This is a genomic window from Mycoplasma bradburyae (assembly GCF_024338845.1).
Lineage (GTDB): Bacteria > Bacillota_I > Bacilli_A > Mycoplasmatales > Mycoplasmoidaceae > Mycoplasmoides > Mycoplasmoides bradburyae.
This window is the reverse complement of record NZ_CP101414.1, coordinates 579,890-606,410: the sequence shown is the minus strand read 5'-3', so window position 1 is coordinate 606,410 and position 26,521 is coordinate 579,890. Positions and strand designations below refer to the sequence as shown.

18 protein-coding genes are annotated in these 26,521 nt (G+C 27.0%); 15 read left to right on the top strand and 3 right to left on the bottom strand.

Features of this window, described 5'->3' with window-relative positions; all coding sequences use genetic code 4:
* Positions 1–23: 23 nt before the first annotated feature.
* The 11 genes from tsaD to NMG68_RS02345 all read left to right on the top strand — a co-directional run bounded on the left by tsaD (position 24) and on the right by NMG68_RS02345 (position 12,373).
* On the top strand, positions 24–989 hold the full coding sequence (gene tsaD / locus NMG68_RS02395; RefSeq protein WP_255034363.1) for a tRNA (adenosine(37)-N6)-threonylcarbamoyltransferase complex transferase subunit TsaD: 966 nt from the start codon (positions 24–26) through the stop codon (positions 987–989).
* Between the two features lie 80 nt (positions 990–1,069).
* Positions 1,070–2,260, top strand: coding sequence for a methionine adenosyltransferase (metK, locus tag NMG68_RS02390; protein WP_319023167.1), 1,191 nt, complete (start codon positions 1,070–1,072; stop codon positions 2,258–2,260).
* Between the two features lie 284 nt (positions 2,261–2,544).
* Entirely contained in the window at positions 2,545–3,561 is a 1,017-nt protein-coding gene (locus NMG68_RS02385; RefSeq protein WP_255034362.1) for a DNA adenine methylase, read from the top strand.
* Between the two features lie 34 nt (positions 3,562–3,595).
* Positions 3,596–4,333, top strand: a complete 738-nt coding sequence (locus NMG68_RS02380; protein WP_255034361.1) for a hypothetical protein — start codon at positions 3,596–3,598, stop codon at positions 4,331–4,333.
* A 571-nt stretch (positions 4,334–4,904) separates the two neighbouring features.
* Positions 4,905–5,849: a thioredoxin-disulfide reductase gene (gene trxB, locus NMG68_RS02375; RefSeq protein ID WP_255034360.1), complete on the top strand. Its 945-nt coding sequence runs from the start codon at positions 4,905–4,907 to the stop codon at positions 5,847–5,849.
* 20 nt (positions 5,850–5,869) lie between these two features.
* A complete protein-coding gene (gene whiA, locus NMG68_RS02370) occupies positions 5,870–6,757 on the top strand; it encodes a DNA-binding protein WhiA (RefSeq protein ID WP_255034359.1) in 888 nt (295 codons plus the stop codon).
* 43 nt (positions 6,758–6,800) lie between these two features.
* Entirely contained in the window at positions 6,801–7,034 is a 234-nt protein-coding gene (secG, locus tag NMG68_RS02365; RefSeq protein ID WP_255034358.1) for a preprotein translocase subunit SecG, read from the top strand.
* 37 nt (positions 7,035–7,071) lie between these two features.
* Positions 7,072–9,231, top strand: coding sequence for a ribonuclease R (rnr, locus tag NMG68_RS02360; protein ID WP_255034356.1), 2,160 nt, complete (start codon positions 7,072–7,074; stop codon positions 9,229–9,231).
* A gap of 26 nt (positions 9,232–9,257) precedes the next feature.
* A complete protein-coding gene (gene cdaM / locus NMG68_RS02355) occupies positions 9,258–9,893 on the top strand; it encodes a diadenylate cyclase CdaM (protein ID WP_255034355.1) in 636 nt (211 codons plus the stop codon).
* A 454-nt stretch (positions 9,894–10,347) separates the two neighbouring features.
* Positions 10,348–11,442, top strand: a complete 1,095-nt coding sequence (locus tag NMG68_RS02350) for a zinc-binding dehydrogenase (RefSeq protein WP_255034354.1) — start codon at positions 10,348–10,350, stop codon at positions 11,440–11,442.
* 241 nt (positions 11,443–11,683) lie between these two features.
* Entirely contained in the window at positions 11,684–12,373 is a 690-nt protein-coding gene (locus NMG68_RS02345; RefSeq protein ID WP_255034353.1) for a hypothetical protein, read from the top strand.
* On the opposite strand, the gene NMG68_RS02340 is transcribed toward NMG68_RS02345, so the two are convergent.
* The 3 genes from NMG68_RS02340 to NMG68_RS03930 form a co-directional block, all read right to left on the bottom strand.
* Entirely contained in the window at positions 12,374–13,402 is a 1,029-nt protein-coding gene (locus NMG68_RS02340) for an Eco57I restriction-modification methylase domain-containing protein (protein ID WP_255034351.1), read from the bottom strand.
* A 378-nt stretch (positions 13,403–13,780) separates the two neighbouring features.
* Complete coding sequence (locus NMG68_RS02335; protein WP_255034350.1) at positions 13,781–15,211, bottom strand: hypothetical protein; 1,431 nt, start codon at positions 15,209–15,211, stop codon at positions 13,781–13,783.
* Positions 15,212–15,638: 427 nt separating this feature from the next.
* On the bottom strand, positions 15,639–15,773 hold the full coding sequence (locus tag NMG68_RS03930) for an IS3 family transposase (protein ID WP_392391124.1): 135 nt from the start codon (positions 15,771–15,773) through the stop codon (positions 15,639–15,641).
* 1,459 nt (positions 15,774–17,232) lie between these two features.
* On the opposite strand from NMG68_RS03930, the gene NMG68_RS02330 reads away from it, so the two are divergent.
* The 4 genes from NMG68_RS02330 to NMG68_RS02315 are packed head-to-tail and all read left to right on the top strand — an operon-like array spanning position 17,233 to position 26,468.
* On the top strand, positions 17,233–21,465 hold the full coding sequence (locus NMG68_RS02330) for an AAA domain-containing protein (protein ID WP_255034349.1): 4,233 nt from the start codon (positions 17,233–17,235) through the stop codon (positions 21,463–21,465).
* Positions 21,452–23,557 (top strand): hypothetical protein, encoded by a 2,106-nt coding sequence (locus NMG68_RS02325; RefSeq protein WP_255034348.1) that lies wholly within the window; start codon positions 21,452–21,454, stop codon positions 23,555–23,557. The genes NMG68_RS02330 and NMG68_RS02325 overlap by 14 nt, the downstream gene beginning before the upstream one ends.
* A gap of 10 nt (positions 23,558–23,567) precedes the next feature.
* A complete protein-coding gene (locus NMG68_RS02320) occupies positions 23,568–24,569 on the top strand; it encodes a hypothetical protein (RefSeq protein WP_255034347.1) in 1,002 nt (333 codons plus the stop codon).
* A gap of 3 nt (positions 24,570–24,572) precedes the next feature.
* Positions 24,573–26,468 (top strand): AAA family ATPase, encoded by a 1,896-nt coding sequence (locus tag NMG68_RS02315; protein ID WP_255034346.1) that lies wholly within the window; start codon positions 24,573–24,575, stop codon positions 26,466–26,468.
* Positions 26,469–26,521 lie beyond the last annotated feature (53 nt).

Genomic DNA, 26,521 nt, shown 5'->3' with positions numbered 1-26,521 from the left:
TAATAAATTACGATTAAAACATCATGCAATATAAAATCATCTTAGGAATTGAATCAAGTTGTGACGATTTATCGATATCAATTTCAATTGATCGTAAGATCGTAGTAACCAAAACAAAATCTTCTTCAAGTGTTCATGCTAATTATGGTGGTGTCGTTCCTGAAATAGCTGCTAGATATCATGAAGAAGTATTGCACCAAACTCTAAAAGAAGCGCTTTTAGAAGCAAATATCTCAATTAATAAGATTGATCTAATAACATACACCCAACAACCTGGTTTGTTGGGTTGTTTGCATGTTGCTAAGGTTTTTGCTGATACTTTAGGTTTTTTACTTAATATCGAAGTAAAAGGAATCAACCACTTATACGGCCATATCTTTTCGCCAACAATTAATGATGGTGATAGTCAATACCCAATTGATGATCTAACATACCCAGCACTTGGGTTAGTTGTTAGTGGTGGGCATACTTCAATCTACCAAGTAGAATCACCTACTAAAATCACTTTATTAGATGAGACTAAAGATGATGCGATTGGTGAAGTGTATGATAAAGTTGGTAGAGCGCTTGATTTAAAATACCCAGCAGGACCTAAGATTGATCAAATGTTTGATCAATCTAAAACTAATACAATTCAGTTTTTAAAAACTAATAAACTATCATCATTTAGTTATTCTGGATTCAAATCAGCAGTCTTAAGATACATCCAACAAAACAAAGATCAACCTGAATTTGATATTACCAAAGTAGTATCATCATTCCAAGGGTTTATTATTGATGATTTTATTAATAGAGTTAAACACCAGATTAATAAAAGTCCAATAAGATTCCAAACAATCTTATTGGGAGGTGGAGTTAGTGCTAATAGTTATCTAAGAGAACAATTATCGCTATTAAAAATTAAGACTTTAATCCCTAAAAAGATCTATACTGGCGATAATGCAGCTATGATAGTAAACTATACCCACCACTTACTAGATCAACAATAGAATTATTGATCTAGATATAAATTTTATTGTCTATAATTATATAGTTTATCAACTTAATATAATTCTTATATTAAGTTAAAATAACTATTGATAACAAAGAGATAAATGAGGTAGTAATACTGAATATAATTAAATTAGAACACAATAGAAGAGGTGTATATACTGCTGAAAGTGTTGGTAGCGGTCACCCAGATAAGATCTGTGACCAGATTGCTGATGGTATCTTGGATGAATGTTTAAAACAAGATGAAAACAGCCGTGTAGCTTGCGAAGTTGTTGCAGCTAACCGATTAATTGTGATTGCTGGCGAGATTACGACCAAGGCAAAAGTAGATCATGTAAAGATTGCTTGAGATGTTGTAACTAAATTAGGATATGATCGTTCAAGTTTTACGATCATATCTAATATCAACCAACAATCTCCTGATATTGCTCAATCTGTTGATCAAAAGAATAATATGATAGGCGCTGGTGATCAAGGGATAACTGTTGGTTATGCTTGTAATGAAACTAATAACCAAATGCCATTAGCAGTAGTAATGGCACATGATCTAGTTAAATTAGCAAGAGAATTAATTGACAACCAAACCTTTAATCATGCTAAATATGATATGAAGGCACAAGTAAGCTTGAATTATCTAGAAGATAATCAAGTTGAATTAAAAACTATCTTGATGTCAATTCAACACGAAGAGAATATTGATCTTAGTGTGTTTAAACTTTTTGTTAAAAAGTTTATTATGGATGAGATTGCTACTAAATATGGTTTTAGTAAGGATTATGAAGCATTAATTAATCCTTCTGGATTATTTACAAGTGGTGGTCCGATTGCTGATACTGGACTAACTGGTCGTAAGTTACTTGTTGATAGTTTTGGGATTTATGCTCATCACGGTGGTGGTGCTTATGGTGGTAAGGATTACACTAAAGTTGACCGATCAGGTGCTTATTATGCTAGATGAATTGCTAAACATATCATCAAAGCTAAATTAGCAACTCAATGTGAAGTGATTATCTCTTGAGCGATTGGTGTTCCTAAACCATTAGATATTTCAATCAACTGTTTTGATACCAATACTGTTGATATGAAAACAATCTACAAGATCATTAAAAAGATCTTTAATCACAACCTAGCTGAGATAATTAACATCTTAAAACTAAGAACTACCAAATACAGTGGTTTAGCAACTTATGGTCATTTTGGTAAATCTGAAAAGCAATATGCTTTTGAGAATACAATTTACCTAGATGAAATCCTGAAGATGTTATAAAATTCAGATGATTAATTAAGCTATAATAAAACAATAAAAATAACCCAATTAACAGTTGGATTATTTTTTTATTTTATGGCAAATTTACCGATAAATTTGCATATTTTTGTTGTTTTTAATGTTTAATATTTTAATCAAAAATGACAATTAAAAGTAGTTAATTTATTGCGATAAAAATACCTAATTTTTTAATTTAAATTAATAGATTTTTAAATTTAAAAATTTAAGATAATACTAATAACAACAACCAATATTTCATAGATTAAAATAGTTAATATAAAGTTATGAATTACATCGGATCTAAACACTCATTGCTCGATTTCTTACATCAAACAATAAGCAGAGTTATCAATAAAGAATCAATGGATAAATTAGTTTTTGCTGATTTATTTGCTGGTACTGGAGTTGTCGGGAGTTTCTTTAGATCTAAAGGGTGTAAAGTTATAGCGAATGATATTCAGTACTATAGTTATGTATTGAATAAACATTATCTACAAACCACTAAAAAAGATAAATTAGATTTAATTGATTATCTTAATAATTTGAAACCAGTAAACGGTTTTGTTTATAACAATTATTGTTTAGGATCTGGATCTGAAAGATTATATTTTACTGACGAAAATGGAAGAAAATGTGATGCTATTCGTAATGAAATAGAAAAACAATTAAAATCAAAAAAGATCGGTAAAAATGAATATTTTACGTATTTAGCAGCTCTTATAAAAGGAATAGATAAAGTAGCTAACACTGCTGCAGTATATGGTGCATTTTTAAAGAAAATTAAAAAAAGCGCAGCTAAAGAATTAAAACTTGAATTATTAGATTTTAATGATGGAATAATTGGTGAAGTTTATAACAAGGATGCTAATGAATTAATACCTACAATCAAAGGTGACATTTTGTATCTAGATCCACCTTATAATGAAAGGCAATATTGCGCTAATTATCACGTATTAGAAACAATAGCGCTAAATGATCAACCTAAATTAAGAGGTGTAACAGGATTAAGAGATTATAATAATCAGAAAAGTGATTATTGTACAAAGAAAAAAGTAATTGATAAATTTACTGACTTATTAGAAAAAGCTAATTTTAAATATATCTTCTTGAGCTACAACAATGAAGGATTAATGACCTTAGATGAAATTAAGGAAGTTATGTCAAAATTTGGTGAGTATAGTTTATATAAAAAAGAATATAGAAGGTTTAAGGCAGATAAGGATCAAAATAGAAACATCAAAACTGATAAAACAATTGAATATCTACATTGTTTAGTTAAAAGTGATTTATTAAAAAACTAATTTTTACCGTCTTTTTTTTATAAAAAATGAAAGTATGACAAGAAACCAACACTTAAATGAATACAAAACTGAAATAATTGGTGTATCAGCAGAAATAGCTATTGCTGAAGTATTTAATTTAGAAATAGATGAGAATTATAGTAAAAGAGCTAATAGAGAAGTTGTTGATATGATTAAACCAATAGTCAAGGGAACATTTGACTATTACAAAATACCTTATCCTATAAAACTTATCTCATTAAATCAAAATCCAATTGATTTTATTCTTGAAGAAGGGAAAACCTTATCTGTTAAAACTAATCAAAAAAGTAAAGGTAATATAGCGCCTCAAATTATTGGACAGCCAACATCAAAAACTTATTTCAAACACTTCTCAAACGAATTAAAAGTTCGTATGCCTGAATTCTATAAACAAAGGATGGAATTATTTAAAAAGATAACTTTAGACAATCCCCTTTTGGTTATTTCTAAATATTGAGAAAATTTGTTTAAATGCGATTACCTAATGTATTTTTATGATTTCTTAGACAAAGATAATAAATTAAAACAAAAACCCGAAGCAATAGTTTTTGATAAAACTGCTCCACAAAAATGAGTGAAAGATAAATTTAGCTTTACTAAAGATATCAATACTTGAAATGAAAGTAACACGATTAAATATGATGGAATATCCTTTGGAGAATTTCAAGTTCATAATAATAGAGACTGTTTCAAGTTTAGATTTAAACTAAGCGGAATTCTAAAACTATTATCAATAAATAACGATAAATAAAATAGCCATATCTTTTATTTAGATTCAAATGTGTTAACCTTCTAAAACCTTATGTTTTGGTTGGCACATTTTTTATATTTTCTTAATATCTTTTTTGTACTTCTATTGCGAATCGTTAATTTTCCAAAAAACCTAAATTAATAAATTAAATAATTTTTATTAAAAATATTAGTTTTTACCGTTGTTTTTGCGTATTTTCAATTTTTAAAAATCTTTATTTAATAAGTTTTACTTAACAAAGTATAGTTTATATATTAATTCCTGTTAAGTTTTCATTAACGAGTTATCAATAACTTTTTATAAGCATTTTTTTGTATAACAACACATCAATGTTCATTAGATTTTTTAACAAAATGCTTGTTTTATTAAGTAATAAAAAGCTAATCAAAAATATATAAAATATTAAAATTTATCTAGAATCTAATCATTATTTAATGTTTTTCTTAGTCTTATAAAATATAAGACTCAAGATAACTACAACATATAGAACAACTAATAAAAGAATTAACATTTATTAGTTAATCAATATGTTGGTTATGATTAATCAATGGATAAAAATAAAGAATAAACAATGTCATATCGAGTAGATGGAAAAAACGATCTTTTTGATTTAGTAATTATCGGAAGTGGTCCAGCTGGAATAACTGCTGGAATTTATGCTAAAAGAGCAAACATTAATGTTTGTGTAGTTGAAGGTTCAGCACCTGGTGGAAAAATTCTAAAAACTGGTTTTATCGATAATTACCCAGGTTATGAATCGATCAAAGGACCAGATTTAGCGGTAAATATGTTTACTCATCTAAGTAACTTATCTGTCCCTTTCTTTTATTCAAGAGTAAGTGGTGTTGATAAACAAGAAGATTATTTTTTTACTTATTTAGATAACGGAACTACATTAATTTCTAAAGCAGTTATTGTAGCTACTGGTACAACTGAGAAAAAACTTGGATTAGAAAACGAAGCTAAATTCGAATCTAAAGGTATCTCATACTGTGCGATTTGTGATGGTCCGTTATACAAAAACCGTGATGTAGCTGTTATCGGTGGTGGTAATGGAGCTATTGAAGAAGCTTTATACTTATCTGGAATCTGTAACAAAGTTTATTTAATTCACCGTAGAGATGAATTCAGAGCAGATATGTATGCAGTTAATAAATTAAAAGAAAAAGCTAATGTTAGTTTCTTATTATCATCTGTAGCTGATGGTTATATTGGCGACCAAGTTCTTAAAGGTTTGAAAGTTAAGGACTTAAAAACTAATGAAGTTAAAGAAATCGCAATTGATTGTTTATTCCCTTATATCGGAGCAATTCCAAACGCTGGTTTCTTGAAATCATTTAACGTTCTAAATGAAGAAGGTTATGTAATTGTTGATCAAAATCAAAAAACAGCTGTTGATGGTTTATATGCTGCAGGAGATTGTGTTAATAAAAAGATTAGACAAATATCAACAGCAGTTTCAGACGGAACAATAGCAGCACTAGCTGTTAATGATTTCTTAAAATTACATAAATAATAAATATATATAAAAAGAAGATGAGAACTTTTAGTCAAGAACTAAAAACCGAAATCTGCAACCAAGAACTAGACACTAAATCTGCTAAATATTTTTTAAACGGAATAGTTTTTAATAAATTGGTTAGTATCGATAATTCTTATCTAAGCTATACTACACAATACCCTAAAACAATCAGGTTTTTAAAAAAGATCTTAGTTTTACTTGACCAAGAACTAAAAGACGAAATTACTTATACAAAAAAAGTTAATCAGCTAAAGAAAACTGAATACGAACTAAATTTTAAACTAGATCAAGAGATTTTAAGTCTTGATAGTTCATCAGATTATGAAGATTATATGTATGCTTTTTTTGGTGGGTTGTTTTTAAGCGTTGGTAACGTATCATCGCCAGATTCTAAAGATCATCATTTAGAATTAGTTTTTAACGAAGAATACAATGCTATTTTAATTAACAATCTGTTAATTCAAAATGGCCATGAACACTTCAAACTAACCACAAGAAAAAACAAGTTTGTTTTATATCTAAAAAAAGTTCAAGAGATCATTAATTTTATTGCTTATATCAAAGCGTTTGATTGCGTTTTTAAATACGAAGATGAAAGTATTAAAAGAAAGATCTATTCCAAAGTAAAATCATCTAATAATCTTGATATTGTTAATTTAACCAAAACAATTGATCTGAATAACAAGTTAAAACCGATGATTGAAACAATCATTTATGATGAAAGTTTTAATGAACAAACTGAACTATTTAAAAGATATTGTTTTACAAAACTGCAAAACCCTTCTGCTTCATTATTAGAACTCAGTTCAATATTAACCAAAGAAGGGTTTCCAATCACCAGAACAGGATTAGCTCATTATAATAAGAAAATAAAAATCCTATATGAGCAATTAAAAAAATAAATTATTATAATTACTTATTAAAATAAAGTAAAAAAACTACCATATGAGTCCAATTGAAATAACATTTTTTGTTTTAGCAATCATTTCATTATTAGTAGGGTTAGGTTTATCTAACTCTGGTACAACTGGAGGGTTAGCATCTTTATCTGGTCAAGATTTAGAAATCTTTAAAAAGACCAAAGATAGAGGGATCATTAAGATTTTACAAATCTTAATGTTTATTTTAATGTTACTGTTTTTAATTATTGGGTTAATTTACCACTTCGTAATTAAATAGTTGAATATAAATAATATATTAGTCTGTAATTCGTGTTATGAACAATAAGCAAAAGATCATTCAAGATATCCTGGAAATAGTTAAATTAGAAAATCGTAAGCCAATACCACCCGGGATTATTGTTAAGAAACTTAATAATAAATATACTAAAACAGCAATCTATAAAGAGATTGATGAAATGCTAGCTAAGGGAGAATTGAAAAAACTAGCTAGTAACAAAGTTGTTTTAGGTTATCAAAACTCAGACCCTGATCTATCAAACAAGATGGTTGGTAGACTTTCAATTGGTACTAGCGGTAATGGTTTCATCAAAATTGAAGGTGATGAATTATCTAAATACTATGTTCATAACATTAATTTAAACAATGCACTTAACAATGATGTAGTTGAGTTTGCTCCTTTAACTATTCAAAACGAATGATCTAAACACGAACTAATTGATGCTTGTGTTTTAAAAGTTATAGAAAGAACTAGAACTCAATACGTAGGAACATATGAAGACACTGGAGATGAATATGTTGTTTATCCAGATGATCCTAGAATAACTTATAAAGTTATTCTAGACAAACACTATATTGATCTAAAAGAACATGACCGAATTCTGTTTGAGATTATCTCAGTTGATCAAGGTGTAATTAAAGCTTGTTTAGTTAAAAAGATCGGTTCTAAAGAAGATATCGGGATTGATATTGATGCAATCGCATATAACCATTTAATCGAATTCGGATTTAATCAAGATGTAATCAATGAAGCTAAAGAATTAAAATTCGAATTAACTGATCATCAAAAAGCGTTACGTAAAGATCTAAGAGATCTAGCTTTTGTTACGATCGATCCAGCTAGTGCTCTAGATTTAGATGATGCTGTGTATATCAAGAAGATTGATGATGATAACTACAATCTAAAAGTGGCTATTGCTGATGTTTGTCATTACATTAAATTTGATGGCGCTATGGATCGTAGTGCTAGAAACAAAGCAACATCTGTATATTTAGCTAATAAAGTAATTCCGATGTTGCCAGAAGAATTATCGAATGACCTTTGTTCTTTAAATCAAGGTGTTGATAAGTTTGCGATCGTTGGTGATATGAATATTGATGGTACTGGTAAGATTACTTCATATGATTATTATCCAGCCATCATCAATGTTCATAAACGTTTTAGTTATGATTTAGTTAATGATTACTTCCAAGCTAAGAATGATCTTAATGATGTTGATAGTCAAATAGTTAAGATGTTAGATGAAGCTAGGGTATTAGCTAGAATCTTAAGAAAAATGAAGGTTAAAAGAGGATTCTTGCAATTCGAAGTTGATGAGATATCAATTGAATTAGATGAACGCTTTGAACCAATCAATATTACTAAAAAACCACACGGTGAAGCTCAAGAGATGATTGAAGACTTCATGGTGGCAGCTAATGAAGCAGTATGTTTATTTGCTAATAAACACAAACTAGATTTTATTTATCGGGTTCATCCAAAACCGCCAGTTCATAAGTTAAATAACTTTGCTAACCACGCAAGGGTATTGAATTTTGAAATCTTTGGTGATCTTAATGATATTAAATCAACTGATATTCAAGAATGATTAATTAAAAACAAAGAACACAAAGCAATTAAACTAGTTAATAAGCTTTTACTACGTTCGATGAATAAAGCTTATTATGCGCCTGATAACTTGCGTCATTTCTCATTGGCTTCTAAAAACTACACCCACTTCACATCACCAATTAGAAGATATGCTGATAACATCGTTCATAGAGTTTTATGAATGTTTGTATTTGATAAGGAATCATACACTGACCAACAAAGATCAGAATTAACTAAGAACTTGTATGATTGATGTGAATTAATTAATAAGAAAGAATTATCAGCCCTTGATTGTGAGCGTGATGTTAATGCGTTCTTATCAGTTAAATATATGACTAAATTCTTAGGTGAATGATTTAACAACGTTACGGTTAGTACGATTACTAATTTTGGAATGTTCGTAGAACTACCTAATGGAATCGAAGGTTTAGTAAGACTAAACCACATCAATGGTGATTATTATAGATATGATCCTAATACAGATACATTAATTGGTAAAAACAAACACAATCGTTATCAAATTGGTCAAAAAGTTGATGTTAAGTTATTATCAACTGATAACCGTTCAAGACGCATTGATTTCGAAATTCAAGAAGATAAGCATTAATAAATTCTATATATAATTCCTGATAAATGAAAGACCAATCAATCCTACTGATCTTAATCTTAGTTGCTTTCTTAGTAATCATGATTGTAAGTATTATTCAATTTACAATCTTTATCTTTTCTAAGAAAGCAGAAAAAGAATCACTTTTTAATTTCTTTAAAAAGATCTTTAAGAAAAAACATGACCAAAGATCAATTAATGATTTCTATGATAATTTAAGTAGTTCCTTACTTAAATTATCAGCAGACAAGATCGGAGGAATTATCGCAATAGAACGTGAAGATAACTTAGATTATTATATTAATGTAGGTTATAAGATTGTTGGTGATTTTTCACCAGAGTTTATTATCTCAGTGTTCTATAACAAAAGCTCTCCTTTACATGATGGTGGAATTATTATCAGGGATATGAAACTAACATCAATATCAAGTTATTTCCCAATGACCAGACAGTTATTAGATGTATCATACGGTGCTAGACACCGTGCTGGTGTAGGTTTAAGTGAAAAAACTGATGCCATCGTGTTTATTGTTAGTGAAACTAATGGTAAGATCTCAGTTGCTCAAAAAGGAAGAATTAAACGCTTATCCAACAACCCTGAACGGTTATTTGATGAAATTGTTAAATTGTTAGATGATAAAAAACAAAAAGATCAATTCTAAACGAATTGATCTTTTTTATTATTTAAAAAGAATAAAAATCTTTTTAAGATTAATTGGTAATTATAAAGATTATCTATTTATCAAATTAATGATCTATAGTGTTTGCTTAGATACTTTAATCAATTTTTATCTGTTTAATTCTATATTGTTAGTTAATAGTTAGATAAAATATTTATTCTTTTAATCGTTATAAAACTAGTGCTTAAAATAAAAGATTATAAATAAGCTTTCTTGATTCAAGTATCTTAATAAGCCTTATTTAATAAGGGTTTAACAAACTCATAAAGAAGTTATTTATAAATTTAATAAATTAATAAATATAACAAAAGAATAAAATATGTGGTAAATAAAACATTAATTTTTAAAAAAACTTGATTTTTTTATTTTCTATAGTTTTATAATTAAATCGCAAGAAGATTGCAAAATCAAATAAGAAAAATTGCTAGGAGTTGATATGAAATCAATAGATAACTTACCTAAAAAAATGAAAGCATTAGTTTTCGTTGAAAAAGGGAAAATTGAAATTGTAGAAAAAGATCTACCAAAAGTAGGGCCAAACGATGCTTTAATTAAAGTAACTACAACAACTATCTGTGGTACTGACATCCACATTTGAAAAGGTGAATACCCAGTAGTTAAAGGTTTAACACTTGGTCACGAAGCTATCGGGACATTAGCTGCTTACGGTGACGAAGTTAAAGGTTACGAACTTAACGAACGTGTTTTAGCTGGTGCAATTACTCCAAGTGGTCACTCAGCTGCTTGTCAAGGTGGTCAATCATCTCAAGATGGTGATAGTGAAAAATACGGTTACAAACTAACTGCTGGATGAAAATTCGGTAACATAGCTGATGGTTGTCAAGCTGAATACATCTTAGTAAAAGATGCTATGTACAACCTTGCTAAAGTTCCATCTAGTTTAACTGATGAACAAGTTTTAATGTGTCCAGACATTATGTCAACTGGTTTCTCTGGTGCTGAAAACGCAAGAATTAAAATCGGTGACTTCGTTGGTGTAATTGCTCAAGGTCCAATTGGTCTGTGTGCTACAAACGGTGCTAGATTATTAGGTGCTTCAAAAATTATCGCTATCGATGGTAATGACAGCCGTTTAGAAATGGCTAAGAAAATGGGTGCTACTCACACTATTAACTTCACTAAAGAAGATGTTCTTAAACGTGTTTCTGAAATCACTGACGGTAGAATGTTAGACTCAGCTATTGAATGTTTAGGAAAACAAGCTACATTCAACCAAGCTGTTAACTTAATTAGACCAGGTGGAACAGTTTCTTCATTAGGTGTATATAGCGAAGATATTTCAATTCCTATCAAAGCAATCGGTGCTGGTTTAAACGATGGTGTTATCGCATTCTCTCTATGCCCTGGTGGTAAAGAAAGAATGAGAAGATTAATGGAAATTATTGAAACTAACCGTGTTGATTTAACTAAATTAGTTACTCACACTATGCCATTTGATAAGATCGTAGAAGCTTACGACTTATTCGCTAACCAAAGAGATGGCGTACTAAAAGTTGCTCTTAAATTTTAATAGTATTTAATATTATATAGTTTCTCTATCCTTGTTAACATTAGACAAATAAAGCGTGCTTACAATAAAGCATGCTTTATTTTTTTGTTTATATATTTTTTATTGGTTATTAGAAAACAAAATATATTTTAATTGACTCATTTTTTTTAATAATAAGGGTTGATTTATTGATGATAGTTACTTAATTATTTTTAAATGAAAATATAATTGAAAATATAATAAAGATAAAGAATGTTTAGGTATGAAAATTAATTTTTTGACAAAAGATTATGATCATGTAGTCGATAACTTAGTTAATAAATTAAAAGAGTGAAATTTTAATTTATCTAAAACTCAAGAAGATGGAAGAGTTAATTCTATTATTAATGAAAAAGAGATAATAGATGTTATTTTAAATCGCTATAGTGAGATTGAGATTTTTAACAAGTTAAATCTAATAATTGAAAAGCAACCTAAAGAAAGATTCTGATACGACATTCTAATTAAAAACAACGACAAATCATTTTATTGCCCTATAAATATTAAAGTAACTGATCTTAATAAAAAATCAGCAGATAACATAAGTTCAAAAGAAGGTTTATATTTTGCATTAACTGGTGAAGAATCTACAACCTTACATAATCAATATAAAAGTTTTTTCGAATCTTTAAATAAGGAAATGAAACAAACTGAATCAGATTATTTCTTTATCATTTTTAATAAAAATGATAAAGAAGATATCTTTTATAATTCATTAAGAAGATTAAATTCTTTAACTCCAAATGGAAATAATTTACCGTTTCAATGTAAATGAATCGAAAATAAAACAATAATCAACAGATCATTTGAACAAGCTAAAAATTTCTTGTTATCAAATTTTTTTGAGAGTATAAAAAGAAGATCGCAAATTCTAAGTGAATTTGAAAGTGTTTTTGGTTCTAGTATTGAATAGTTATTTTTCAAAAATAGCTGTTAAAATACTTTGACTAAAATGAAATCTTCCATCTCTTTTAATACCCATCAATTCCCAATTCATATTATTTAATTGATTAACTATTTTTAATGTTTCATCTTTATTAACATTAACAAATAATGATAAAACAGAAGCATCATAATTAATAAATTCTGACTCTTTTTGATAATCTAAGATATAGAATGGTCTCTTATTTCTTGTTTTGCAATTAACAAAAATTTGATAAGTAAATTCTTTAGGAGGTTTAGGAACTGCTCTAATTCATTTCTTAGGTTCATATAAGATCTTCTTAAGTTCTTTTGTTCTTTCAGTTGTTGAAACTACAAAACCAAGATCACCTTCTTTTAGTTTTGAGTTAAATCCAGATGCTCCACCTACTTTAACAACGATTGATGATTTTATCTTTGGTTTCTTACCAAAGATAATTTTTCCGTTTGCTAAGAAATAATCTAATTTATCTTTGTGATCTTTGGATTTGATTATTTTAACTATAGCAGTTGGTACTGATGCATTATCCCAAACATTCTCAGGTATCAATTCAAAGTAAGTTATTGAATAATTCTTATAAATAATCTCATTAAGTTTATTAGAACTAGAAGTAGTAAAAATTGCTGCTGGCACTATCCAGATTAATTCGCCATTTTCTTTCAAATCGCTTAATGCTTTTTCTAGAAAATAAAGATATAAATTAGGTTTATGAATTAATATAGAATTGCTCGGTTTTACCGTAATATTTTTAAAATCTACATAAGGTGGATTACCGATTATTATGTCAGGTTTATAAGTCGTTTCAAAGTATGATTTAATAACAGCATTTTTATGTGCAACACTCTTATCAATTTCAACGCCTATAACATTCTTATATTTCTTTATAAGTTCATAATAAAAATTACCAGAACCTGAACTCGGTTCTAAAACTAGTTCAGGTTCAGATATAGTTATTAAATTAATCATTTTATCAACAATTGTTTTGGGTGTAAAAACCTGACCTAGTAATTCCTTATTCATAAATATTATTAGGTAGATATTATAAAATTTTGAACAATAATTTATTCTTATTTAAAAAAGTAATTAACTAATATTTTTTGTGTATTAAATTAGTAATAATTGCTTTATATAATATTTATTTTTTTAATATTTACCGTATATTTTTCATAAAAATACAATTCTTATTATTGAATTATTTGTTTATTAATTGCATTAATCGACAAGAATAATTGTTAAGTATTTAAATGATTAGTTAATAAGAAACTAATCAAAATAAACTATTATTAAATAATACAAGAAACCAAAAAATAATTACTACTAACATAAAAAACACAACCCTATTTAGAATGGGTTGTGTTTTACATATTTTGTTTTTTTATATTTGAAGGTTAAAAGATATTATTTCTTAAAGAACATATCATTTATATAAACTTTATAATTAGTTCTTAGAGGTACAGTTTCGTTCATTCCTCTCTCCTCAGCAATTACTACACCATAGTAATATTTAGCGTTCTTATCTAAAGCTGCTAATAAATGACCTCATTCCTTAACTTTTTCTTCACTAGTTAAACCGTATTGCTTATAAGCTTTTCTTTCGCCTAGAGTCGATTTGAATAATACAGTTGATAAGAAATCGCTTGTAATACCAACATTGTCATCACTTACTAAAGGAGTGCTGAATGAACTATAGTAGATATCACCATAATTTCAATTGTGAGCTTTAACAACTTCGTCAGTTCCTTTGTTATAGCTATGAACTGTAGATACATTAGCGTTATTAGATTCTATACGAGTGAATCCTAAAATACCTTGAAGAATTAATTTAGCTTTTTCATTAGCATTTAAAGTTGATGATGCGTCTTGTAAAGCGGGTAAATGTAATTTAGTTCTTAAAAGGTTTCATTTAGCTATTTGTTTAGCTGTATAGTTATCATTAAATGTAATTAATGGTTGTAATGTGGTTACATCAACATCTTCAATAGCAACCATAGCAGCTTTATCTTCACTTAATAATCCGCGACCTGCATCGATTTCAGTTTTAAACTTATTCTTGTATTTAGTTATTAATCCCTTTACTTCTTCGGTATCAATAACTGTATCGTATGAAGGATTATCTTCAGTTTGTTCAAAGAATTCTCCGGCAGTGATATCATCGTACATTTTAGAACTTAATTCAAATAATTTGAAGTTTTGTTCTGTATTTGATCAGTTAAATGTAGCTGGTGCCTGAGTGCTATCGAATTCTGATTTAGATGATTCTATTCTGTTTGCAAAAGCTATTCTTTTTCTTAATTCGTTTTCGTATAAGTTTTTAGTTTCTGTGAATTTGTTATAAAACTTACCTGTACCATCTTCAGCGTTATATTTCTTTAGCTTTTCGTTAGCATCACTTTCTTTTTTAGTATTTTCTAATTCTGTAGTTAATCAAGCTATATTATCATCAATAGTTTTCTTAACAGAATTATCAACTATTTCTGCTTTAAAACCTTCCATTTTCTTTATAAATGATTTGGTTTTTCTTTCTTCTGTAAATTTCTCAACTACATCTGTTACTTTGTCTTCTACGACATTTATAACTTTATCAAAGTCAATCATAACTTTTGCTAGTATCGGTTTTATTGTAGCTAAAAAAGCGTTATATTCAGTATCAGAATTAGATTTCTTTTTCGCGTATTGTTCGTCTGATAATTTTTTTAATTTATTTAATTGACTGTTTGCTGCTGCTATGGCAGATTTCTTAGCTGCTTTAACCAATATTTTATTAACACCCTTTTTTTCAGCTATTGCATTTACTTTTTGAATTAATTGCTGAATTTTTTCAATAGCCATTTGTCTAGGCGTTTTTTCGGTTTGGGTATCTTCTTTTTTAGAAACATCTAATGATGTGTCAATTTGAACAGCATCTTCTTGAACCGGCTTGATTTTGTCCGCGCTAGAGTTAATTATTAACTTGTCGTTTATTTCAACAGGTTTATTTTCATTAGTACCTGATTTATTACCATCAGAATCCTTCGGGGGGGGTTATCATTCCATCATTTTCTTTTTTACATGATGATAATGATAACGTCGGTCCTGCTAATGTTAACATTAGCAAGCCGTTAACTAATATTTTTTTAATACTTAATTTCATTTTCTATCTTTATTATTGAATAATATTATAAATTTTTATATTTATAAAGGCGCCTCAAAAACACAGGCCTAATGCGACGTCTCAAGTGCTGCTATTTTTTTGTTTAGTAATTAAATTGTTTATATACTAAACAGGATTTTTAAATCTGAGTCTGTGTTTTATTTTATCTTCATTGCAATATTTAATATATTTATCTATAGCTCCTTTTATTTTTGAATAACTGTTGTAGGTTCTACCGTAATAAATTTCTTGCTTGAGAATAGCAAAAAATTCTCTATAACAGCATTATCTAAACAATTACCTTTTTTAAACAACCCTTCAAAATCCTGGTTTTTTCAATTTCTCAGAATGTCTCTTCATCTGATATGAACAACTTTAATCTGAATGAAAGGTTCTGTGATAAGGGTAATCTGAAGTAAACTTAATCGCCTTGTTTAATGCATTCATTATGTTCTCTGAAGAAGGTTGTTTACTAATTGAATAACTAATAATTTCACCATTACACATATCGATAAATGGATTTAAATATAGTTTTTGAATGATTTTATTACTCTTTAAATTTATTTCATAATACTTGAATTGTGTTGTGTCTATTGCTATTTTTTGATGAAGAATGCCTGTTGAAAAACGTCTATTAATTCTGTTAGGCGCAATTTTTTCAACATTACCTTTATATGAATAATATTTACAACTTTTTCTACTAAAAGTTGTTACTTCTAGTCCAAGTTTTTGAACTATTCGCTAAATCTTCTTTTTGTTTATTGATTAGCCGTTGTTTCTTAATTCTGCGCATTTCCTTTTATAACTATAGCCCTTATGATTAGCGCGTATTTTTAGATATTTTGCTCTATTCTTCCTTTTCTATTAGGTTTATTTTCACTATTTTTTCAATAAAAATAAGCAGATTTTGTTAGGTTAGAAATCGAAAGAAGGTATTTTAATTTGTATCTTTTTTGGAGATCAACAATGCTAAGTACCTTTTCTCGTTTTCTTTTTGCATAGCATCTTTTCTCAATCTCCTTAAGACTTTTGAATAGTCTATTTCCAATCTAGTTTATAAAGTTTTTTCTTATAAAATTCAATTACTTCTTTGTCAGACAGATCTGAAAATCTTTCTCATTTAATTCATCGAATTGATTTTCTTTTCTTGTTTTCAGATTTTTTTAAAAGTGCATTTTTTAACGCGCTTACCTTCAAGTAATCCTTGTAGTTCTTACCTAGTAAAACGATTAACTCATTGATAAATGGTTGATAAACTAGGAATTCTATACTTTAGGGATAACTCTTGGTAGGTGGTATTTACTATTAAATATAAGTTTTTCTATATGTAGTTCTTTATCGAATGAACGGGTAATGTATTTGTTTGCTTCTTAGGTAATCAACACTTAATCTTTTGTAGATATTTATCCAGATATTTATTAACAATATCGATTTTAAGTTAAATCTATTTGTTGTTTGGTATTATTTCAAACTTTGTTTTAAACATGTCTCCACTACTTTTTTCTTGAACCTGTAGCTGAATTTGGATATAAAAAATATCTCCGAAAAGTTTGTTATTCGAGGAGTACCTTAAAAATGAATTTTTTTTAAAATAAAAAAGTTGTATAATCTTATAAAGTGATAACTAACCCCCTTCCTCTCCTAACCAAAGAGGATATATCAATTTAATGATTTAAAAAATCATATTTTGATAATTTTTTATATTAACAAGAAACATACTATGAATAAATTTAATAGACTAAACTCTAGTCAAAGTTTTTCTTATCAATATAACTCTGTAAATAACCCATCTTTTAATAAAAAATCAAGATTTTATTCTGAAAGCTATAGCAACAATAACTACAGGGATAATAATAACAATAATCACAACAATTATGGTAACGACAATGGAAACTTTTCGGATATAACACTCGAAATTCCTTGTTTAAATGGAGAATTTTTATCATCTTCTGATTTTGTAACTAACAAGGATGATGAATTTAACATAACTAGATTGTGTAATATTAGTTTAGATGAATTAAATAAAAGAGAATACAACCTTAAAAACATCGCTCAATTTCAATTAAAGAAATATTTCAACAGATTTAATAAGTCTCAATTAAATGAAAAACTTAAAGAACTACAAAAAATATTTGAATCAGCTGAAAAATATTACCTTATAAAGCCTAGTGCTTCAGTTTTTTACATTACTGCATTCGGTGGTGAGATTGGTTCAAAAAATGAAAAATATAACACCATAATATTTGGCTTCGAAAAAAATCGACAAAATAGTGGTAACTATAATAAAGGAAATAATGTAAGTAGAGCATGACTTAAAACTATTACATTTAATTGCTTTACCGATACTAATCTAAAAACAAATAAATACTGCAAACAATTATCAAGAGTTAAATTAGTTAATAAAGAAAAGACTAGTTCTGACTTTGAGGAAACTTTAAAAACTGGAATATTTACAAATGAAAATAAAATTATCCCATTCTCGCTAATTTTTGATATTATTCAATTTTTAACTAATGATTTAAAAAATAATAAAAATAATGTTGATAAAAATGAAGATGATATTGTCATCATAAATAAATCGTTAAACAAAATTAGAATTTCTAGTTTTGATGATTTGAAATTCGGAAATAAACACGATAATAATATCTTAGTGTTAAGTAAAATCAAATTAGACAACGAACAAAATAAAAATAGTTTTATTATTCCAAAAGATATCGACAATAACGATTTAGAGAATTCTATTAAATGCAGAATTAACTTTATTAAATCAGAAACAACCTTTAATAATGTTAAGTTAGATTTAGAAAAAATTATTGATGCTACCAACCATAAAATATCAGAAATTGATTCTAATATTAAAGACGAAGAGGAAAGACTTTATGGTTCTCATTCATTTAGTAATTCAATTACTGAATTATCAAATAAAATAGATAAATTAAAAGAAATAATCAAAGATAAAAAATCGCTTATTGAAACTTGAGAAAAAACAATAAAATCTTGCGACAAAAATAATAAGCAATGAAATGATGAATTAATTTCATTATCTAAAAATAAGGATAGAACTAAATTAACAGATCCTAAAAATATTTCTGAAATTGAAAATAAAATTAAACAATCTATTACACAAAAAAATACATGTCAAAATAATGTAGTCAAGGCTAAAGAAGAGATAAAAAATAATGAAGCTAAGCTAACTTTATTTGTTAAGGATAGAATTGAAAAACGCGAAGAAGAAAATCAATGCCAAAAGAAAGTTGAGGATCTTAAAAAAGAGATTGAAAAAAACAAAGAAACGAACGAAAAAATTAAGAATTATTTAAATAAAGAACTAAAAAATTTAGAAGAAAAATATAAGTATATTTACCATATAAAATCTATTCAAAGCAACAATAAGATAGGTAAAAGATTGGATTCTAGTAGTGACGATGACGAAGAATTCGATATTTTTGACATTCGTTCAGATTTAGAAATTTCAACAAATAATTTAAACACTGCATTTAGAAAACCAATCATAGATGATCTATTCGCTGAAATGATAATGGTTAAAAGATTTAGATCAGGATGCTATGCAGTTAAAAATGGATTTTCAAATAATCCTTTCATTTCTTATTCTTTATTTACAAGCAATATTCAAAGTAGAACACACGATCACATTGATAGAGAATTAGAAGAATCGATCATTAATAAATTCAGATTAAATGAAAATCAAAAAAATGCTTTTAGAGAATCTATTAGTTCGAATTCACTTTACTTCTTACAAGGACCTCCTGGCACAGGTAAAACACAATGTATTTCATCTATAGTTTCTTACCTAGCGTTAAATAGAAAAAATACAATAATTACTTCATCTACACATGAAGCTATTAGTAACTGTTTAGATAGAATTCACCAAGTATATAATACAAACCCTAATATCCTTATTTATAAAAAATCTAACTCAAATAAAATAGATGATAATCAATATACCGAAGAACATTTATACATTCATTTCCTAAATAAAATTAAGGCATTTGTTAATCATGATGATGAAAAAGATGTAATTGCTGAAATCAAGCAAAAACACAAAAAATTAATCAATTATTTCAAAGACGTAAAAGAAGATGATTACGATAATATATGTCGCTTAGCTCCTTTTGATGGTGTAGATTTACTAGTAAAAAATTATTGAGGAAAAGACGGATTAGATTTCTACTCTGTTAATAACTACAATTGAAAAACTAAACAATACGATCTAAAAGAATATATAGATAAAGAAATAAAAAATTTCATTAACGAAAGTCTAGATGAAAGATCATGAAACAAAAAATGGGAGAGATATTGTTCTAAATATATTTCTGATCCTGATCAAGCATTTGATCTAATTGATAAAATAAAAGATATTTATGATGAAGAAGAAATTAACAAATCATTAAAAATGATAGCTGAAAGATATGGAGTATCGTTCTTTAGAATTTATGATTTTGTCACTTGAATATCACAAAATTTTTCAAATAAAAATGACAACAACGAATTCGAAGATAAACTAAATACTTATTTCAGTGAAAATGATCACAATAAACAATTCGAAAAAAGAGAAGAAATAAAACCTAGCTATAGTAGTGAAGAAACTAAATTTAAAAATTATGTTTTCGATAATAATTTAATTAATGTTATCGGGATGACAACTACTGCTGATTTAGATATAATAATCGGTAATAAAAGAAAAAATACCTTATGAGAATACCCTATTGATACAACAATCATTGATGAGGTATCTAAATCTAATACACCAGAAATCATTTTCAAATTAAATGCATCTAATCGTTTAATTTTATGTGGAGACTATAAACAGTTACCACCTAATCAACAAATTAGTAATATTCTCATTGATAAAGCATTCGATGAAAAAACAATGAGAGAAGTTTTAAACGATGCGAGCAATCAACAATATCATGATGATTCATATGATGATGCGAATGATTCTGATGCGAAATTTATAGAACGTACAGAACGTGTAAAAGAAATTTGAATGCGTATATCTGAATATGCAGATAAATTCAAAATTAATTTATCACGAATGAATCCTTCTGAAATAATCAACCTTGTTTTAAACACACCATTGTATAAGCTTAGTATTCTGAAATTCCAAAAAGAATCTAGGGTAAATAACACTAATTACACATTCTTAACAGAACAACATAGATGTGTTGAACCAATCAGAGATCTTGTTAATAACTTCTATAAAGGTGATGAAACACTTGTAAACTGTATTGATGACCAACGAAAATACAGATTATTAAATGAACAAAAAAATGTTTATTTAATTGATACATCTCAAAAATCAGAAAAATTCCTAGCAGATAATAATATTAGTGATTATTCTGATTACTATAGTTTCGACCAGAAAAAAGTGGTTGGTACTAAGTTAAGTAAAATTGAAAAACATTTAAACCAATCTCCAGGGTTATTTAATCAATATAACGCTGAAATCATTTGTATTTTAATTAAGAAATTAATTGAAGAAAACAAAGATAAAGACCTTAAAGATAAAATAGGTGTAATTTGTTTAACTAGAAACCAAACAAAGATTGTAAGAGAATTATTAAGCAAAGATGATCTAATTAAAAAATACAAGATCAAAGTTGATACAATCGACAACTTCCAAGGAAGAGAAAAAGAAATCGTCCTAGTGGATTTTATTCGTGCAAAACACTGTAAAGATAAAGAAACAAACACAGTTACAGTTAAGGATAAAAAGAGAAATTTAGATTTCTTATCTAGCGAAGAAAGAATTAACGTTGCTGCTTCAAGAGCTAAATATACTTTAGTGCTAGTAGGTGCTTTTGAGTACTATCAAGATGATGCTGAAAGCTTTAAAGAAAAACGTTTAATACTTGATTACCACATTCATTGTCAAAGTAATCGTCAAAATATATCAAATAAAGTAGGGAATATAATTTATGAATCAAACTAAAAACAAAGAAATTAAAATAATCATTCCATATATTAAGAATAGTTATGAATACGATGAAGCTTCACCAATTAAATTAAAACCATTAGAATTTTTAATTCTAAATTTAATTTATGGATTAGAGAAGAAAAATTATTCAGAATTATTCTGAGAAAAGTTTAAAGAAAAATACAACATCAATGATCAATTTATTGGATTGGTATTAGATATCTTTAACGAATTGTTAAGGGATAAAGTAATTTCTTTATGAGATGAAATGTTCTCTAAAAAAGATGATAATTCATCTAAAACTGAAGCAAGAAAGATCACTCAAAAAGAATTTGAAAAAATCATAATAGCTGACATTCAAATCAACAAATGAATAAAAGATAAATTTAATAACAATGAGTTCTACAGATTTATTGATAGAAAAAATTTCAAAAATAGACAACTTATACAATCTCGTTTTGTTGGAGATGTTAATTTAACAACTAACGGTAATTCAAATCAAAAAAGCATGGATGATACGATATTAGATAACGAATCAAGAGATGAACTTATCGAAAAGTGTAGGTTGATTGATGAAGATATAGAAAAAGAAAAAGTCAATAAAGAAAATAAATCGGTTGTTGATTTTAAATGCTTCAAATCTGATCTTGTTGATTATAGCTACAATTTAAAAGCGCCTAAGATAGTAAAAGAAGTTGAAAACAATTTAATAAAACTAGCATTTAATGACCATCATGATGATAAAGTTATTAAATGATTGCAACAAGATAAAAGCGAAAGTTATTTAATTAATTTCTTCAAATCATTATTTAAAGGTATGTTCATCGAATTGAATAATGATTTACAAGCAAATAATTCATCAAATAAAAAATCTAATTTAACCGAAGAAACAACTGATTTCTTCAATCAAATAGAAGAATTAAATAAAAAAATATCAAGCAATAAATCAATTGAATTGTTTAATACTAAATATATTGCGTTTGATAACAAAATATACAAAATTATTAACGATGAAATTAATGTTTCTTTCTTGATCGGAAACAAAAATAATGACCAAAAAACTTACAACATTAAATTAAAAAACGTTCAAGAATTAAATGATGATGAAATTACCCAAGAGATCTTTAAACATTTAAATAAAGATGATATTTTAGGTAAGAATAGTATTTTTAGTAACCATCAAAAAAAGTTGTATTCATATCACTATTTATCATCAACAAATGAAAAGAATTTATTAAACAAAGATGACATAACTTTATTTAACGAAATTAGTTTAAATGATAAAGATTTAACTAAAAAACTGATTGAAAAAATTATTTCAAATAATTTTTTCTCTGTTCAGTTTCTAAGAATTGAACATTTTAGATTAATAGATGAACTTTCAAAACTTGAACGCAATTTAAGTAAAAAAGTTTATGAAAATATTGACTGAGTATCAGTAGAATATGATATTAATTTAAATTCAGATAATAGAAAAAAAGAAGATAATAAAAAAACATTCATAAATCTAATTGAAATTTTCAAAAATGAAATCTATCAGGATAATAATCCAAATTCAGGAATAAAGTATCTTGAAATTTATAAAAATTACAATGATTTTAAAAAGGATATTCTTAAACAAAAAGAAGAACTAGAAAAAATTAATAATGATAACGAAAATGCTGATAACCATTACTCAAGTAGAAATGGGGTTATTAAAGAAATCGATAAATTACTAGGACTTAAAAAGAAAAACATATTACTAAATACTGATCCAGGCATAAAAAAATTAGAAGAAATGATTAATCAAGAAAAAACGAAAAACTTAGAGCTAGGTTCTCAATACTTACGTGATCTAGCTAATCAAACTAGAGATATTTGAGAAAGTAATTGAAGAAAATTACGTATGAATGGCGAACCTAAGTTTCATCAAGATAATATAAAGAAGATTTTAAAAATGCTTAACGTTGAGGAAAAGCAAGAAAAAATAGATTGAATATCTGAAATTCATAAGATTATGAACAGATATCGTCATGACTGGGATCGTAAATCTGACGATTTAGAAAATATCGAAAAAATAAAAGAATTTAAAGAATATTCTGAAAGATTATTCAGTAATAAGAAATAATAATTTTACTATGTCACATTCTGCTGTTTTACATATTCAAAATGAAGATGAACGTCAAGAATTATTAAATTCTTGTACTCGTCTTAATGATTTACTTTTAGATCTTAAGAAAAATACAACAAAACAACAATTGTTAGACGAAATTGAACATCGTCTAGAAGAAAACAATAAATTACTTGATTCTATTAATGCGAATAGATTTGTTGTTAATTGAGATAATCCAGAATATGATATCCAAAAATTGACATCTAGCATAGATAAGAAAATTGCTTTACTATTTTCTTTTTCTGATCAATTAGAAAACCAACTAGCTAAAATAAAAAGTAGCGATATTAATTCTATTAATCTAATAGAATTATCAGAAAAATACGGTGATTTAGTTTTTGAAGCAATTGATTCACTAAATAATGATAATCAAGCGATTAATGAAAGTTCTGTTTGTGAAAAAATAGATGAATTAATAAATCGTGAAGCATCATTAGAATCTAGACAAAAATTCAAAATAGATTGTCTTAAATTATTAAGTAATGCATTTCCTAATGATGAAAAATTAAGAAAAATTTTGTATGAACTAACAATTCAAGTATCTACTAATTTGGAGTTAATAGACTTTAAAGCTTATATCTGAAGTAAAAAGAATGCATTAGATAGAATCAAAGGTTTAGCTAATAAAATCTATGCTGCCCTTAAAAATTTAAATGAAGGTTATCAACAAATTGCTCAGCCCATCTTCTTGATATCAGAAGAAGGTGAATTAAAGGTTCAATATGAATTCAAGAATAAACTAAAAGAGTCATTTGTTATGACTATTAGCGAATCACTTAATGTGATGTATAAGATTGGTGATTACGAGCGTCATTGTTGTGAAAAAACATCTAACTTTATCGTTGATTACCTAAATAAAAATAACGCTAAGGTATTAAGTAAAAATCTTATCAGAGAATTCCATAATGTTAAACCTAAATATAAAGCAATGGAAAAACAAAAAACTAAACACAAAGAAAAACAATAATCTATGTCATTTAAAAACAATATTTTTGATCAGTTAAAAATTAAATTAACTACAAAAAACATCGTAATTTTAAAAGGTAATACTAAAGATATTATTCTTAATGAGAATTTAGGAATTAAGTTTGAAAAAAATGATGGTGTTAGATGTGCATCATTTGTTAATTATCTTACTTATTTATTACATGATTTAGATTACAAACAAATCTATTATTATTCACCGTTTTTAGGTAATAAAAAAGTTATAAATGGTGAGATCGCAACTGAATTAGATGATGAAGCATCTGAACCTTCTGTTAGTGATTTTTCTGTAGAAGACGCACAAACAGATGAACCAAATTTTGAAGACTTCATAAAAAGATGTAAGAATAACATTAGAGATAATCTTCAAACAAGACTTAACAAACTTAAAGAAGAATCACAAGCTTATATAATTGATTTTTCAGAATTTATCTTTGATAGCAAATCTAGACTTAATAGCGATGAAATCGCTATGATTATTGAGATGTTTACTATCTTTTTAAATGATTCAACTAGACATTATTTATTAAGAAAGAACAAATTGATTATTGTTATGAATAATCAAGAGATCTTTAACTCAATAAACTTTTTAAACAATCCAGAAGTTGTTAGTTTAAATATCCAAAAACCAAACTTTCAAGAACGTTATAATTTTCTTGAACACTTAGGATTAACTGTTACTTTACCTAATAAATCAATTGATCTAAAAGATCAAGAAGTCTTAAACCAAGCAGCTACTTTAACTGATGGGAATTCCTTCAGAGAAATCTTACAAATCATCAAACTACTATATTTAGATGAATATAAAGATGTTGATTTTAAGAACTTTAAGTCGCTATATCGTCTATCTCATTTTGATAAAAAAGACTCAGAATGAGAAAAACTAGATTATTCTAAGATTAAAAATCTAGATAGTCTATTTAAAGAAAGAGTAGTCGGTCAAGATGATGCTATTAACGCTATTAAAACATCATTAGTGCGATCTCTAGTAGGGCTACAAGGTGCTGCTAATTCTAGTGAAAACCAATCTAAGCCTAGAGGTGTTTTATTCTTTGCTGGTCCTACAGGGGTTGGTAAAACTGAAATGGCTAAAGCATTAAACGAATTTGTTTTTGGTGACGAAAAAAATATTGTTCGTTTTGATATGTCAGAATATAACCATGAAGAATCAGATCAAAAACTAATTGGTGCGCCTCCTGGGTATGTTGGTTATGAAGCTGGTGGGCAATTAACTAATGCGATCCTTAAAAAACCTTTTAGTATCTTATTATTTGATGAGATCGAGAAAGCACACAACAAGATCTTTGATAAGTTCTTGCAGATTCTAGAAGACGGAAGATTAACTTCATCTAAGGGAGAAACAGTTGATTTTTCAGAAACATTTATTATCTTTACTTCAAATATTGGAGCTAAGGACTTTAAAACTGAATTTAGTTTAGAAGAAACTAAGAAACACTTTAAAAAAGCAGTTATTAACTACTTTGTTAATGAATTAAAACGCCCAGAGATCCTGAACAGAATTGGTATTAAAAACATCATCCCATTCTTACCATTAGATGAATCATCTGAACAAAATATTATTAATATCAAATTAAATAATGTTTTGAATACGATTGAAAACAAATGGAATCTAACTGTTTCAATTGACGATAAAACTCGTGATGATATTAAATCTAGAGTAATAAAAATTAGGGATAAGATGTTAGGCGGTAGAGATCTAATAACTAAATTAGAAACCGTATTTGTTGATGATGTTTCTAATTATCTATTTGATAATTATGAAAAACTATTCCCTAGAAGAGAAGAAAAAAGAATCTTGATAATAGCTCGTAAAGCTGAAGATAATGATTCTGATTCGATTTATCAATACGAAATTAAATAGCTTATTAAATACAAAAATCCTTAAGCAAACCTTTCGCTTAAGGATTTTTCTAT